The 16,665-nt window shown below is 30.4% G+C and carries 7 protein-coding genes and 1 tRNA gene; 1 reads left to right on the top strand and 7 read right to left on the bottom strand.

The annotated features are described in order from the left end of the window. Positions 1–5: 5 nt before the first annotated feature. The 7 genes from GQR92_RS15210 to GQR92_RS15180 form a co-directional block, all read right to left on the bottom strand. Complete coding sequence (locus tag GQR92_RS15210) at positions 6–8,615, bottom strand: LamG-like jellyroll fold domain-containing protein (RefSeq protein WP_158841005.1); 8,610 nt, start codon at positions 8,613–8,615, stop codon at positions 6–8. Positions 8,616–8,648: 33 nt separating this feature from the next. Then, positions 8,649–9,677 carry a phage tail protein gene (locus GQR92_RS15205; RefSeq protein ID WP_158841003.1) on the bottom strand — a complete coding sequence of 343 codons (1,029 nt, stop codon included), beginning with the start codon at positions 9,675–9,677 and terminating at the stop codon, positions 8,649–8,651. Positions 9,678–9,875: 198 nt separating this feature from the next. Next, positions 9,876–10,547 (bottom strand): LytR/AlgR family response regulator transcription factor, encoded by a 672-nt coding sequence (locus GQR92_RS15200; RefSeq protein ID WP_158841001.1) that lies wholly within the window; start codon positions 10,545–10,547, stop codon positions 9,876–9,878. A 2-nt stretch (positions 10,548–10,549) separates the two neighbouring features. Further along, positions 10,550–13,573: a histidine kinase dimerization/phosphoacceptor domain -containing protein gene (locus GQR92_RS15195; RefSeq protein WP_158840999.1), complete on the bottom strand. Its 3,024-nt coding sequence runs from the start codon at positions 13,571–13,573 to the stop codon at positions 10,550–10,552. A gap of 200 nt (positions 13,574–13,773) precedes the next feature. Then, positions 13,774–13,860, bottom strand: a tRNA-Ser gene (locus GQR92_RS15190). Between the two features lie 54 nt (positions 13,861–13,914). Next, a complete protein-coding gene (gene rimM / locus GQR92_RS15185; protein ID WP_158840997.1) occupies positions 13,915–14,439 on the bottom strand; it encodes a ribosome maturation factor RimM in 525 nt (174 codons plus the stop codon). A 19-nt stretch (positions 14,440–14,458) separates the two neighbouring features. Next, positions 14,459–15,001 carry a 30S ribosomal protein S16 gene (locus tag GQR92_RS15180; RefSeq protein WP_158840995.1) on the bottom strand — a complete coding sequence of 181 codons (543 nt, stop codon included), beginning with the start codon at positions 14,999–15,001 and terminating at the stop codon, positions 14,459–14,461. A 335-nt stretch (positions 15,002–15,336) separates the two neighbouring features. Between GQR92_RS15180 and GQR92_RS15175 the strand changes: the two genes are divergently transcribed. After that, complete coding sequence (locus GQR92_RS15175; RefSeq protein WP_158840993.1) at positions 15,337–16,638, top strand: voltage-gated chloride channel family protein; 1,302 nt, start codon at positions 15,337–15,339, stop codon at positions 16,636–16,638. The last annotated feature ends 27 nt before the right edge of the window (positions 16,639–16,665 follow it).

The following is a 16,665-nucleotide window of genomic DNA, read 5'->3' as shown; positions in this document are numbered from 1 at the left end:
ATAATTTATTTTTTAATTAGTTTTCTTACTATTTGCATACCATTTTCATCTATAACTTTCACAAAAAACACACCAATTGATAAATCTCTTGTAGTAATTATTGTCTTTGGCTTTGTAACCTTAACTTCCTTTATTCTTACACCTAAAGTATTATAGAATATTAAATTGGTAACATTTGTGCTGCCTAAAACATTTAAAATTAACTCATCGCTAAATGGATTTGGATACATACTTACAGTGTTATTAAAACTTGTATCAACAGATAAAGACTTTAAACTTAACTCTATTGGTGTTTTTAAAGTTCCCAAAACCTCATTTGAAACGAAAAACAATTCTTTTGATAATTTAATATCTTTTTTGGTATTTGATAAAACATAATTTAATTGTTCTGATGCATCACTAAAAATTGAGATAAAACTCATCTGTTTTCCTTTTATTATTTCAATTTTAGAGCTTCCTCTTAATACATTATTCTGATCATATATTCTTACCTCATCAAAAATTTCGTCTGTAGTAATTTCTGCAATTACTCCCATATTAAATTGATATCTAGCAAAGCTATTAATCATTTCTGTTGTATGTACTTGCTCTTTAACTTGCCCCTTTTCAGCAAAATTGATGTTTGGATAACTAAATGACTGTTCTTTATCTGACTTTAACATATACCCTCTATTTGATTGTAGGTAACGCAAAGTACCAGACCATTCTACTGAATTTTGATCATATACAGCAAAACTATATTGATCTTTAATAACATCACCATCAGTTGGTTCATAAAATGCTAATGCATCTATTAAACTAATATTTCTATGAATTGGAAATGCAAACCAGTTCCAACCTTTTGCAATAGGAATCGTTAAATTACTTGGGTTTACCTCATCTCCTTTTAAGCTAAGTATATTTTGTTTCGCTAATTGAATTTTATAGGCTTTACTATTTTCTATAGTTGTTAAACTACCAGACCAATAACCGTTTTCATACCTTGTAAATTGAGTTCCAAATTTAACAATATCTCCATCTGTAAGTTCTAAACCATTAAATGTTTCTGTAATATTGTTAAATCTATCATCTTCAACAAAGAAAGAACTCCAAGTCCAACCTTTATTTAAAGAAACTACTTGTTCAGCATATTTTCCTGCATTAAATATTGCTGGATTCGATTTCGTTCCAATAACATTATTTTCTAAGAAAATTACAGAGGAATTTCCATTAATAGTTGCAACTCTGGTTTTACCATTTAAAGCATCCCAAATTTTAAAAGTAACAACTTCACTTGCACTTACATTACTGTACATTGTTAAAAAGGCATAATAAGAATCATATCCACTGTCATATACTAAATAAGCTTCTCCTCTTTTTTCACCATCTACAAAAGCGCCAACTTTAGTATAGGTATCTCTATAAAAATTATCATAGATTTTTATCTGACTAATAACATTCATACTGTAAGCAAAATCAGCCGGATTTACAGCCCAATCTGGAGCGTCTTGTATTACCCTTAATTCAAAATCTAATCTATCTGTATAGCCATTATCTAAATTTAAGTAGATGGTAGCATTGTAAGTCCCCATTGCTAATTCTTTATCTACATTAAACTTTAATTGCTTCGTAGAGTTTGGGGCAACAGTACCAGAACTTACAGAAACTGTCATGTAATTTGGCACGCCAGATATTGTAAAGTCTTTATTGTTTCCTCCTTTATTAACAACATCCATCACAAAATCATACGTTTCATCAACAATTTTTTCTGATACAATTGTTTTAGTACCATCTTCTGTAAACCAATTAACTTCTTGTCTGTTTACAAATGCGGAGAAACTTAAAGGCGATAATTGTTTGTTAAAGTGATTGTCGTACATATTTGCGACAGAAACGTCCAATATTTGTCCTTCAAACAAGCTCCATTCTTCTGCTGTTAATGTTGGCGAAATAATCATTTCATCACCACTAATAATAGTAGAATAAGGTATGTTAGTGTATTTAAGAACTGGTTTAATTGCTGGTGAATCTTCTATAAACTTACGAGCATTACCATTTAATAACGTTACAAAACCTAACGTAGTTCCATCTCCTTTTCTAATATTATAACGCGGTCCTTTGTCTAGAACTGTTGCTTCCTCTTCATTAAAGTTAACGTACATTAATAAACCAGCAGTTTCTCTGTCTAATTCAAAATAACGATCTCTTTTAATTTGTTCGAAGCTTCTTGCAGAGTTCCAAACTCTAAATTCATCTAAATTACCTGTAAAATAATTTTCGATAGTTTCTGTTGGCGAACCTGTTGCAATTCCATCATTATCTACAGGAATATTTCTATTAAAACGTGCACCTAGATATAATTTAGCGCCTGCAATACCTCCAATATTCTGAGAAGAAACAGTAGTATTTTGTTTTCCATCTACAAAAGTATTTAAACTACCTCCTCTTTTAACAATCAATGCAATGTGATGCCAATTAGAATCTGTAATAGCATTTGTAGTTAATTTATAATCTACACCTTCTGTTTTTAAATTTAAAGTTCCGTTTTCTAGTAAACTAATATCCCATTTGTTTCTAAAACCATTTGTTAATTTTGGTTCCCCAATATTATCTATTCCTGTTCCATTTCCAAAAATAGTTCCAACATCACCAGCAGCTGCTTTTACCCAGAAAGAGATGGTAATGTCCTCATAATTTGTGGGTTGTACAAAACCTACATTATCAAAAGTTAAGTAACTATTGTTGCTAAACTCATATCCTTGTCCTTTTGGTTTAATTGTCCAACTTAAATTAACATTTGCACTTCTAGCACGTACTTTTTCTGCAGCCAAAGTTCCATGCCCTTCATTTAAAGGCCAATACCCTAAAAGCTTTAACTCTTTACCTGTTAATGTAAAATCTTTTTCTGCTGCAGCTTGTGCAGAAGTTGTTGCTTTGTTCCAAATACGAAGGTCGTGAACGTTCCCTTTTATACCTGTTCCTCCAAAAAGAATTGGGTTGTTATTATTAAAAGATAATTCTTTCTCTAATGCTACCGTTTTTAAAACTTTTCCGTTTTCTAAAATTTCTAAATAAGGATTTGAACCATCTCCATAAATTAATGAATAGAAATTATATTGCGATTCATCAATTGTAGCTTCAATAGATTTACCATCTAACTCAAACAATAGGCTTGTTCCGTTTAAAGTAACTTTTGGACCTTCTTCTTGGCTTACAAGTACTCCATTACTTGTTTCATCAAAATCTAACCAAAACTGAATACTAAATGCTTTAGACAGCAAGTTTTGTTTTGGAAGCTCTATTTGATTTATAGAACCATCTAAAGCAATACTTACACTATGGTCTATTTTTTGTTGATTTTGTAAACCTCTTAACGTGATATTTGTAGAAATATGATTATTAATTTCTTCGTTAAAACGAACTTTAATATCTTCTCCAATATCTAAAATACCATCACTTGGTGAAGGCGTACCAAAAACAACTGGTGGTGTAAGGTTAATTGTACCTTTTACAACATCAGACTCAAAAGAAACGTCGTCTGTACAAAATGCAATGGCTCTTATTTCGTAAGTTCCATCTGCTATATTTGTACCTACAATATCCCAATCGAAAGTAAATTTAGTTTCAGAATCTATGACAACTCCTTTAGGATCTGAAGCATCATCTTTTAATTCTTGGCTACCATAATAAGTTTTAAACTTTGTCCAACTAGATGCATTTTCATTTCTATACTGTAAAGTAATTTTTCTAAAACCAGCAAAATCTGTATTAAAGTCTGTAAATGTTATAGGCAAAGCATTTGTACCTAATAAATTACCTTGTGTATCATAATTAAAGGCTTCTGTTCTGTTATAAATCCAATTAGATTGTGGCGCAGAAAGACTAACATTACTACACGATTTTTTAAACTCTACAGTAACATCTACAAATGCATCCGAATCATTTAAATCGACACAAGGATTTGCTAAATAAACTCTAATATTTTCATAATTATACACATCTGAAGATGAGTTTTTAGTAACTATAAAAGGTATTTCTACAGTTTCATTATAAGGTAAAAGCACAGGGAAACCATTTTGGTCTATGTTTGTATTTGCACCATTTAATGTAGTTTGATCTACATAAATTATGTGCTCTAAATCTGTACCTGTATCACTTAAATTTTTAAGTTGTAAAGTAAAAACGGCACCTACATTTTCTGCTAAATTTGTAATTAGCGTTTTGTTTACTTTTAATTCTGGTTTAAACACACTTGTTGTTCCTTCAGATAGTTTTTCTCCACCTTCGCCAACAGTATTAACATCATAACCAGCATTTTTATAAAAGTTTGAAAATGTTGGCCCTTCAAAAGGACAAGAAGTTGCCCCACCTTTTGTGATAAAAACTGGCCCAGAACCATCAAATAAATTTACAACATCTACACTTAAAACATTGGCTTGGTCATTGTCTTTTAAAGTATAAGAAATAGCAGTAGTATACTCTTTATCGAATTGCGCAGAACTTGTGCTTACATTAGAGTGAGAACTAGCAATATTAGCTACTAACCCAACATTATTTTGTAAAACCCCTAATTGAGCTTTAAAGTCTGCTGATAAATCAATTGTTTTTTCATAAGATTTAGACACTACAGAAGAAGTACTTATTGATGAACTAAACTCACCAACACCAGCGTCAAACGATTTATTACTTTCAAAATTTGATGAAACTAAATTATTTAAACTATTCATATAGTTATTAAACTCTGTACTAGTACCAGATCCATAAATAAATGACAGTATAGAATTCGCAAAATCTGAAGATGTTAATTCTGTTTCTTCTAATTTTAAATTTTCTTTATCTTTTTTAATTTTAGCGAGAATTACTGTTTTTAACTCTGCTCTAGATTCTAATGCTCTATACTTATCTCGTTCGTTATCTTGAATTATTTTTTGCCATAATTCAATTTGTTTTTGATAAAAATTAGGAGATTGGTATTCTTTATCTGGATCTGGCTTTATACCATCTTCTAAATTGTTTACCAAAGATTCTAAATCTGGAATTAATTTCTCTAGAATATGTTTTTGAGAGTACGTGAAAAATGTATTTGTAGGTTGTTCTGCAATAAAATAATCTTTTCTAGAACTAATATATACATTTACAAGAACATTATCTTTGTCTTTAGCAGCAACAATAATATGAGGAACTACTGAACCATTTGCTAGTTTAGGAATAATATTCGTTACAAACATATTGTTAAACAAGCCATAAAATACATTTTTTGCATTACCTATATATAAATCTCCATCTGCCCCCACATATTCTGGGTCATCACTTGTAGAAATAGTTTCGTTAAACTCATACGTTTCTGTTGTGCTCCCATTCGTATTTATTTCTTGAGATTTAGAAAAATTTGCTTCTAAATCCGCTACAATATTTAGTTCCGATTCAATAGCGAAAAAAGGAGTACCAGCTTTGGTAGTAAAAGTTGGACCTATACTTGCATACAAACCACCACCAAATGTATTAGTACTAGAATTGCTATTAGATTTTTCAAAAGAAATAGAAGTTCCTTTTTCTATACTTGCAAAACTATTAGATCCTGGAGGATCTCTTAAAATAATATCTGGCACTTCTGGAGCAACTGTAGAAAACGTTGTACCATCCGCAGATTTACCACCAATTACAATTCCTTCTGCTTTTAAATCTTCAGGGTTTAAAATTGAAATAGGGTCTAAACCAGAAACATTATACTCTATATTCATGGCATTTTTAAAACCATCCGTTTGTGTAATATTTGGCACACCAGCTCTAAAAGAATATACATAAACCTCTTTACCAGATTTTTTTACTAGTTGTACAGAATTATCATCTGGATTAGAACTTGCAAAATTATTTGTAATATTAAAAGCTCCTTCATTATAGTATTCTTTTACTATAACATCTTCTTCTGAATCATCTTTATTTACATAATCTTGTGTAACTTCAAAAGCAAGTCTGTATTCTTCTTTTTGCTTGTATAAAGGCACTTCAAGTTCAGATATATCAATAGTAATACTACTATCATTCGTTAAAGGAAATTTTTGCTCATACTCTTGTTCTACCAAACGTACATTAATCTTAGAGTTGTATCTAAAATTATTCACGTATTGGTACTTTTCTGATGTAAATTCTTTACCATCTACAGCAACGAAGCTAGATGTTATAAGTTCTTTTATTTCTGTTACATCGAACTCATCATCTGCATCTAAAAATTTACTACCTATCTCTGGATTGCTTGCAATATTAATACCTCCATTTGCTTTTACTGTATATTTATAAGGAATTAATTTTATTTTAAACTCACCAGTTGCAGCATTTGTAGTTGCAATATAATCTAGTTCATTCGTATTCAAATCTCCTTTAAAAGTAACAGTTGCTTGCCCTATATTATTTACAGCAGAATAAACTTCTTTATTTTCTGGTTCTCCTTCACCAACTTCATTTGCATGTTCTTTAAGACCATTAAAACCAAAACCAATTTCTTTTTCTGATTGTATTCTACCTCCAACAACCTTACCAACAACAGTTACACGAGTTTCATCTAAAAACCAACGCTCTTGTATTTGGTCTTCATAAAAATCGAATAAGCTACCGCCTGTACTTGTTTTTTTCTCTGGAAATCTACCTTCATATGCAAATTTATGCCCTTCTTTAGTAATTTCTACTTTATGATTACCAATAGGAACATTAATTGCAAATTTACCATCTACATCTGTAACAACAGGTTGGTTATCTTCATCAAAAACTACTTGTCCATCAATATACAAGTTAGCTCCTTCAATACCAATAACTGGGTATTGTTTTAATTCTCCGTTAATTAAATTACCACTTGCAGCATCTACTTCTCCACCGTCATAAAAATATTGTCCTTTATTAAGTGTAATTGTACCATTTACTAAGTACGAATTGTACCCAGTTTCTCTAATTTCATTTATCGTTTCTAACGCTGGATCAGAAATAGGAATTGTTGCAAATACATTTCTTGTATCATAGACAATTCTACCATTAAACTTGAATGAAGAAACATCTTCATAATCTACTTTGTTTACTACAGATTCTTCTTTACCTAAAAATAAAGTTTGCGTTGCTGGTTTAAATTTATGAACACCAAAACTTGGTGTTACTTTAAATTGCTCTCCAGAACCTGCATAAGAAATTGCAGAAATAGCATAATTACCATCTTTATCTGTAATACCAAAAACCCCCAATTGCTCTTTTGTTGGTTTTACTGATGAAAAAACCGTGTTTGTAGAATTAATTTTAGATGTAATTAAATCGTTTTTATGAAAATTAAAACCCGATTTAGACAAGTCGTATGCGAAATTTCCATAAGCTTCATCCATTCTGGTGTACATTTCTAAACCAGTTTCACTACCATCTAAATAACGTTTGTAATCTCTTCTTATTTGTTCTGAAGACAATGCTTTACTCCAAATTCTAAATTCATCTACATAACCAACATATCCAGCTCCAACTCTAACAGACCTTAACTCTGTTTCGTCACTATTATAAATGGTTTCTTGAGAAATACTATAACTTGGTGCAGCTACTCCTTCTGGAACCGTTGCATTATCAAAATAATTTTGATTAATTTCTCTACCATTTAAGAAAACTGTAGGAACTGTTCCGTCCTTTAAAACAACCGCTAAATGCACAAAAGTTTGACTTGTAATAGTGCTTAAATTAGCAAATACATCTTTACCAGAAGCGTCTACTTCTCCTGTTGGGTAAGAACCAGAAAGATTAAATCTAAGTAAACTGCCAGAAGCTTCTTTTTCTTTAAAAGAAAAAATCACTTGTTTATTCTCACCAAAATAATGATACTCTAACTCTAATTCTCTACCATCTTGTAAAGAAATTGAATACGGTGTTAATAGTAAATTTTCTGCTCTTGGAGCAAACCAACCTTCTATCGTTATATTTTTAGCACTAATCAACTCAAAGTTTTCACTTAAATATAAATGCTCTGTTTCATTTTTAAATTCTATCGATGTTCCTTTACCAACGGCTCCTTCTGCACCAATTGGTTCTGCTAAAACTTTAACATCTTTAACGGGGCTACCACCTTCAAAACTAATGGTACCAGACACAAATGCTGTTGGGTTTCTATACCCAATGCCCTCTATAAAATTTACATATTTTTGCTCTATAGAGTTTATACCTTCTGCAAGTAATTTGTATTGGTATAAAACACCGCCTTCTACCTGAGTATCTTCGAACTCAAATACATCTTTACCCACTGTAGCTATTAAGTTATATTGAGCCTGTCCTTCTAATGGTTTTCTAAAAACTTTTACCTTAGTAATATTTTCTTCATTAGCACCAATAGACCAGCTTAATCTAATTTTATCTGGATAATAGCCTTTAGAAACCTCATACGTTTTATCACTAAAAGTATTTGGCACGTATAAAATTCCAAAAGGGAAACCTGCCTTGGTTTTATCTTCTGTTGCCATTGGATACTGAAAAGTAGCACCAATCTGAAACTGAATTTGTAAATTATTACTTGTATTTTGTACTTTGCCCGCACCAGAAAGGAAAGATCCTTTATGGTCGCTTTGCTCTTGTGCTTGAGTTATACCCACCCAAAACAACAAGAAAATTAGTAATTTTCTCATAATATGTTGTTTTTGTTTTAATTAGGGTTTGTATTAGTATTTTATGATATAACGTACACCATAACTATACGGACGATTTTCTTTCTCATGATTACCATCTACTTGAGCATTACCTAAAATACCCCCATGACCTGTTGTTCTTTCAATGTTTACAGTATGGTTATGGTTACCCTTTGTTTCCTCCATTCTTTGAGCATGATTATTATCATAATACCATTGTGTATCGTTATCAGTTCTGTCAGAACTCTTAAAAGATTGATGATTATTATTTGCTGGATACCCCTGTCCTCCATTATCATTATTCTGGCTATTAGCAAATCTTAAACCATGTACGTGATCTCCGGTTACATTTGTATCAAAATTACCTAACAATTGATGAGTATGAGTTTGTGTAGATGGATCTTGATATGTACGTAAACCTATTTCGTGTGTATAATTTGAATTACTAGGTGCACCAACTCCTTTTAAATATACACCACCAAGATTTGGGGCATTTCGAACGAAACCAAGAAGAACACGTAAATCGTAATAAACATCAACTCCATCTACAAATCCCATTAAGTCTTGTCCGTTACATTCTACCCAACCTTTTGGAACTACATCACCTGCAAAAGATACAATTGTACCTATTGGCACACCATTATCTGCACTTTTTGCATTCGTTGCATTTGTTGCATTTGTTGCGGTATTTGCGTGTCTTGCATAAGGTACGAACTCAAATTTTTGATCGTAAATTTGTGTTTCTGTACCATCATTATTTACTGCTATGATTGCTTTTAAGTTTCCTTGACTAAAATCTACACCTCCAAAAGTACCAGTAACGGCATTTCCTGTACCAATTACGTGCGAGAACACACCAAAATTGTCGGTTTTAATTTGTTGTGTTTCATTGTATAAATCAGTTCCATCTTGTAATGTAATTCTAAATGTAAAAATCATTGTTTTATCTACAATAGCTGCACTGTTATTGTCTCTGGCAATTCCTTGGAAAACTACCCCAGATTGTGCAATACTTGCTAAACTGATAAATAATAAGATGAATGTAATTTTTAGTGATTTCATAAGATATGGTTTTAAGTTGTAGTTCGTTTCGTTAAATTTTTGTTAACAAAAATATTACAGAAACCTCATATTAAAAAAAAAATGTCGCGAGTGGTCACATATTCGGCGCGAACGGTCACTTTCAACTTAAGAACCCCATTATTTTATTTAAATAATGGGGTTCTTCAATAAAACAGAAATAAATACGTCTAATAATTTTTAAGAAATTTGTGCCATAACTTCTTTAACAATACTTCTAGAAATAGGAATTAATTGTTTATTTATTTCTATTTCTTTACCATTAAAACGAACAATATGTTTTTTATTAACAACATAAGAACGATGTACTTGTATAAAGGAGTCACAATCTACCGTTTCTATAAACTCTTTAATACTAGAACGTATTAACTTTGTAGAATCTTTTAAATATATACTTACATATTTATCTTCTTTTTTAGCGTATAATATATCCTTTACTAATATTTTTACATTATCACCTCTGTCTTTTATAGTAATTTGTTTTGCATTATTTATTTTACTTATTGCCAATTCTACTGCAATAAATAAATCTTTATCATTAAAAGGTTTTACTAAATAACTAACTGGTTTTGTTATTATTGCTTTTTTTATGGTATCCATATCATTAAAAGCAGTTAAATATATAAAAGGTATTTCTATTTGATTTCCTAACCAAATACCTGTTTTTACTCCTTCTACTCTAATATCTAAAATAGCAATATCTGGTTTTAGCAAAGCTATTTCTTTTAACGCAGTTTCTGCATTTGTTGCTGATCCACAAACCCTATATTTAAACGTACCTAAAGTTTCCTTTAGTAGTTCTTGAGTTATTATTTCGTCTTCTAAAATGTAAATTTTTAAATTATTGCTCATTATTAAAAACGTAAAGTTAATTTAAAGCCGTTTGACTCTTCTATTGTCATTTTTCCTTTTAATTGTATATTCATCATATCTACAATTCTCATCCCTAAAGATTCCTTTCTGTTTTTTTCATTTTTAAAATTCCCATTATCAGAATATTCAAATAGATATCCTCCGTTCTTTTTCTTAAAAACGATGTGTATTTCTGGGGTTTTAATATTATTAAAAGCGTGCTTATTAGAATTGTTAATTAATTCGTTTAACAACAGTGCAAATGGTGTTGCTTTATCCATAGTTAAAAAGGAATCATCTACCGTTAAATTATAATCTACTTTTACAGAAAACAACTTCTTATAATAACTTATAATTTTTTTAACATGCTCGTTAACAGAAATAGCATCTAACCTTTGTGGGGTGTATAAAACATCATGAATACCAGCAATAGATTCTATTCTTCCCTGGCTTTCTTGTAGTTTAGATTTTAATTCTGCATTATTACTTTTAAGCATTTGCAAACCTAATAAGCCAGAAATAATTTGAAGATTATTTTTAATTCGATGATGAATTTCTAACATCATTTCACTTTTTACTTTGGCATCATTTAAAGCGATTTTACTTTCTGTAAACAATTTTTGTTTTGTTATATATTGATATATCATATAACCAATAATTGTTAAAACCAATAAAACAAGTCCACCTATAAACCACCAAGTTTTATAAAAAAAAATTTCTGAAATAATATTTAAAACAATCGTTTCACCTATTTTTTCATTGACTATATTTAAGCCTTCTATTTCTAGTACATATTTACCTGCAGCTAAGTTTGCGAACAGAATTTCGTTACCAAATTGATTTAAAAACCATTCAGACCTGTTTTCTTCGTCTATTAAACGATATCTATATTTTACGTCACTTGGGTTTATATTGCCTGTTAAGGAAACAGTTGCAGAAAATCTTTGATACAAAGACGGCAAGGTAATTGTATGTACGTTTTCTAAAAAAACAGGCTCGCTATTTATTTTCCATCTACCAGCTTTTTCATTAAAATAAGAAATAGACGTTAGCTTTGGCTTTACCTGCTTATTATTTTTTATTAACTTTTTTGGATTAAAATAACTTAACCCTTTATAGCTTCCAACAAAGATATTACCCTTACCGTCTTTGTACATGCTAAATCGATTGCCCTCTAGCTCATAAACACCGTCTTTTTGCGTGTACCTATTTACTACTTTTGTTTTTGAATCTATAGATACAATACCTGCATAAGTGTTTAACCATAAATTATTGTTGTTATCTATGATCATACCAACAATAGACACCGTTAAATCGTCTTTATAAATAAGGCTTAGCTTTTTAGTAGCGGTATTAAATTCATAAACCTTTCCAAATTTAGTAGAAACTAAAACTCCATAAAACTTACTATAAGTTACAGAAAGTAAATTGTTAGCCTCTTCGTTTTCGAATTTGTAAATTTTTTGTTTTCCATTTTTATATTCTAAAAACCCCTTATTAGTTGTGGCATATAACTTATTGCCATCTGTAGCAAATTCTTTAACCAATAAGTCTTCATCTACTTTAATATTTTTGTGTGTTTTTTTAGAGTAAGAATATTTGTGCATAAACCCATTCCTATACCCATTAAAAATAGTGTCTCCTATTTTTATAATTTCTTCTCTTTGAATCTTAAAACTTTTATCTCTTATAATATTGTAAGCGGAATCTAACGTAAATAAGTTTTCAGAGTCGTTTGTAATTATTGCGCCATTATCTTGCACAATAATATCTCTAGAATAATTGATAGAAATTTCTTTACCACCGTCTAAAATTGCTATTTTATCCTCTGTATTTCTATCAACATTAATTTCATAAAAACCTTCTGCATCCGTTGCTACAATGTATTTATTATTATTTAACTTATTTATAGCTCTTACGCTTTTTTCTTTTAAAAAAGTTTTAATATTACTATCTGTAATATAATAAAGGTCTAATGTATTTCCGTTTAAAACAACTAAGTTTTCATCAACTTCATTATATGAATATTTAGAAAAATTTTTAATTTTAATGTCTGCTATTAAATTATCCTGTTTATCTTTAAAATGATAGATTGAAAGTTTCGTATAATCAGAAATAAGTTCAGTTTTGATACCTCTTTTAAAATCATTTTTAAAATCTAAGGCTTTAATTATTTGATTGCCTTTACTGGTTTTAGGTATTTCTTTAAACTTCTGTTCCTTTTTATCAAACCTAAAAACATTTTTGTAAGAATTAAAATACAAGTAATATTCATTACTATTTTTAAAAACATTATCAATATAAACTGGTAAAAAATGATTGCCTTTTAAATCTACAAAGTCTTCTTTATGTAGCTTTTTTATGATTTTTCCATTATGATCTACCAAGCAATAATCTTTTTCTAATTGTAACTTTACAATAGAAAAATCTTCTAAAACGTTTGTAACTGATAAAAAAGGGGAAGTTAATTTTTTATTAAAAGGAATAGAATCTAACAAATTAAACTTTAAACCATTTAATTCTCCACTGTAAAGTTTATCTGAAGATGTTACTAATATCCGTGTTGCATCTTTTACATAATATTGTGCTGCAAGCGTATATTTTTTTGGCAGAGAATTAAATTCCGTTACATTGGTAATTTCTAAGGTTGCTGTATCTATATAAAATAATTCTGCATTCGGGTAATTACTGTAAAGTAACCTTAAATAAAACCCTTCTTTTTTGTATTTAAAAAGGCTTCCTTCCTTTATTCTTTTATCGCCAGTTTCTGGCATTTTTACCGAAAAGAAATGTATGCCATCAAAACGCTGTATAATTACTTTTTTTTCTCCAAAAACATATTCGTTAGACCGCAAATCTTCACCTAAAACCCAAAACCAGCCATTGCTATCGTAGGAAGAACTATAAGGCTCAGAAATTAAATAACCTTCTCTCGATGAAAATGTTTTTTTAGTAATTGAAGAAGTCTCCTGCTGTGACCATAATATGCTATGGGAAAGAAAAAAAATAAAAAGGAGTTTTTTCAAAACTTAACTACAATTTGGGGGTAATCAAATGTAGACAAGTATTTTTATTTTTCCACCTTTTTTATAAAAATTATTGATAAAAAAAACAATTCCATCGATGGTAAGCAATATTTTATAGCTCAATATCTATTGTTATTCCAAATAAAAACACCCAATTCTAAAAGAATTGGGTGTAATATTCATACTTAAATACTTTCTCGTAGAAAGGAAGGGATTCGAACCCTCGGTACCGTTGCCAGTACACTACCTTTCCAAGGTAGCTCTTTCGACCACTCAGACACCTTTCTAGATGTTTAATATTTCTAAATATCTATTGATACTTAAATTTAACACAATAATTATTACAAATACAATTCTATTAATCCTTCTGGAGTATCAACTTCAATTGTATTGTTTTCTCTATTTACTTTCTTAATAAAATCATCAACCATAGGGATAAAAATTTCTTTTCCGTCTCTATCAATTTCAAAAAGAGGTTGCGCTGCTTTGTCGTTAATATGAACAATTTGCCCAACTTCTCCAAAATTAGCATCCACAACAGTAAAACCGATTACTTCATGATAGTAAAATTTATCACCAGTTAATTTTGGCAACATCGTTGTAGGTAAATAAACGCCACATTTTAAAATAGAATCCGCTTCTTCGTCAGAATAAACATCTTCAAACTGAACACGCAACTGGTTTCCTTTATGTAGTGAACTTTTATCAATAAAAAATGGAACCAAGTTTGTGCCGAATTCGACATAAACTGATTCCATCTCTGTGTACAACTCAGGCTCGTCGGTATCTAATTTGATAACAACTTCACCCTTAAAACTATATTTTGTAACGATTTTGCCTAAATAAAAACAATCTTCTTTACGCATCTTCGTATAAATTTATAATTTATTCTGCTGCTTTTGCTTGTGCATCATCAATAGTTTCTGGAGCTTCTTCAGCCTCAGCTACTACTTCTTCTACTGCTGCTACTTCTTCAACAACTGGTTTAGCTGCTTCAATTCTAGCTTCATTTACTGCTTTTTCTGCTGCAAATGCTGCTGCTTTCGCATCAGATTCTGCTTTAGATAATCCAGCTTCTTTATCAGAAATTTTAGCTTCTTTAGCTTCTACCCAAGCTGCAAATTTAGCATCTGCTTGTTCTTGCGTTAATGCACCTTTTCTAATACCACCAACTAAATGGTTTTTTAACATTGCACCTTTGTAAGATAAAATGTTTTTTGCAGTATCAGTTGGTTGTGCACCATTTTGTAACCAAGTTACAGCTAAATCTACATCTAAATCAATAATTGCAGGGTTAACGTTTGGATTGTAAGTACCTATTTTTTCTAAGTATTTACCATCTCTTTTTGCACGAGCATCAGCGGCAACGATCCAATAGAATGGTTTCCCTTTTTTACCGTGTCTTTGTAATCTAATCTTTACAGACATAATTTGTTAATTTGTTAAGGTTCTCGACCTTTATTATTAAAAATCTTACTATCACGTAGTAAGTGGGCGCAAAAATACAAAACCTTTTTTAACTAAAACGCTAATTTTCAATATTTTTTATATCGTTAGAAAGGGCTTTTACTACTCACTTTTTTCGTACCTCAAAAAAAGATTTCCACTTCAACCACTTACATGATCTGCACATCAACAACCTAAATTCAATAATTAGTTATTAATTGTTTATTTTTGCCCATTAAAGCAAACCAAAGACGTATTAAATGGTTTTCTGAACTACAAAACCTAACAATATCTTTTTTTAAGTGGAAGTAAAATATATGAATACAATTAAAAAATTATTTCTTTCATTTGAGCAAAGCTTTTCTTTACTATTTTTATTAAAATGGACTTTTATCTGCCTACTTATTGGAGCGCTTACAGGTAGTACTTCTGCCGTTTTCTTATGGTCTTTAGAATGGGCAACAAACTACAGAGAAGCAAACCTTTGGATTGTTGCCTTCTTACCTATTGCAGGTCTTATCATTGGTTTGTCTTATCATTATTATGGAGAAAGTGTTGTAAAGGGAAATAATTTACTTTTAGAAGAATACCATTCTCCTAAAAAAATAATCCCTTTTAAAATGGCTCCTTTGGTCTTTTTAGGAACCGTGCTTACTCATTTATTTGGTGGTTCTGCTGGTAGAGAGGGAACTGCCGTACAAGTTGGTGGTGCAATTGCAGATCAGTTTACCAAAATATTTAAACTTTCTAATATCGATAGAAAAATTGTTTTAATTGCTGGTATAAGTGCAGGTTTTGCTTCTGTATTTGGAACACCTTTGGCGGGTGCAATTTTTGCTCTAGAAGTTATGGTTATTGGTCGCATAAAATTTGAGGCTATTTTACCTAGTTTTTTAGCGGCTATTTTTGCCAACTATTTTTGTGATGTTTGGCAAATTTCTCACCATACACATTATACCATTTCTACAGTTGCAGCGTTAACACCAGCAACCATTTTATGGGCTTTATTAGCAGGTATTATTTTTGGTTTGGTAAGTCTATTATTTTCTAAATCTACACATTTTTGGGGAAGTACATTTAAAAAACTTATTAAATACCCACCACTTCGTCCTGTAATTGGTGGTATTATTTTAGCCCTTACTTGGTATTTAATTGGAACAACAAAATACATGGGACTTGGTGTACCAACTATTGTAGATGCTTTTAATATCGATTTAAATTCTTATGATTTTATTCTAAAACTATTATTTACCTCTTTTACTTTAGGTGCTGGTTTTAAAGGTGGAGAAGTAACTCCTTTATTCTTTATTGGTGCAACATTAGGTAATGTTCTAATCTGGTTTATTCCTTTGCCAATGCCTTTGTTAGCAGGTATGGGGTTTGTAGCTGTTTTTGCAGGTGCAACAAACACACCAATTGCTTGTACTATTATGGGTATTGAATTATTCGGAATTGAATCTGGAATTTTTATCGCCTTGGCGTGTACAACTTCTTATCTATTTTCTGGGCATTCTGGTATTTACAGTGCTCAAATTATAGGAAGTCCTAAACATGTATTTTATAACAACGAAAAAGGACTAACTCTTACCGACGTAGATAACAAACGTCGTAAAAATTAGTCCTTAAGAACTTTATAAAAGGTACAT

Source organism: Polaribacter sp. L3A8 (genome assembly GCF_009796785.1).
In the GTDB taxonomy this organism is placed as follows: Bacteria; Bacteroidota; Bacteroidia; order Flavobacteriales; family Flavobacteriaceae; genus Polaribacter.
The sequence above is the reverse complement of the archived record's forward strand: the minus strand, read 5'-3'. Positions and strand labels throughout refer to the sequence as shown.

Excerpts from the sequence above, each read along its gene's own strand:
- GQR92_RS15200 (WP_158841001.1), bottom strand. The coding sequence starts at position 10,547 with ATGAGCAATAATTTAAAAATTTACATTTTAGAAGACGAAATAATAACT.
- GQR92_RS15205 (WP_158841003.1), bottom strand. The coding sequence starts at position 9,677 with ATGAAATCACTAAAAATTACATTCATCTTATTATTTATCAGTTTAGCA.
- GQR92_RS15180 (WP_158840995.1), bottom strand. The coding sequence starts at position 15,001 with ATGTCTGTAAAGATTAGATTACAAAGACACGGTAAAAAAGGGAAACCA.
- rimM (WP_158840997.1), bottom strand. The coding sequence starts at position 14,439 with ATGCGTAAAGAAGATTGTTTTTATTTAGGCAAAATCGTTACAAAATAT.
- GQR92_RS15175 (WP_158840993.1), top strand. The coding sequence starts at position 15,337 with ATGAATACAATTAAAAAATTATTTCTTTCATTTGAGCAAAGCTTTTCT.
- GQR92_RS15210 (WP_158841005.1), bottom strand. The coding sequence starts at position 8,615 with ATGAGAAAATTACTAATTTTCTTGTTGTTTTGGGTGGGTATAACTCAA.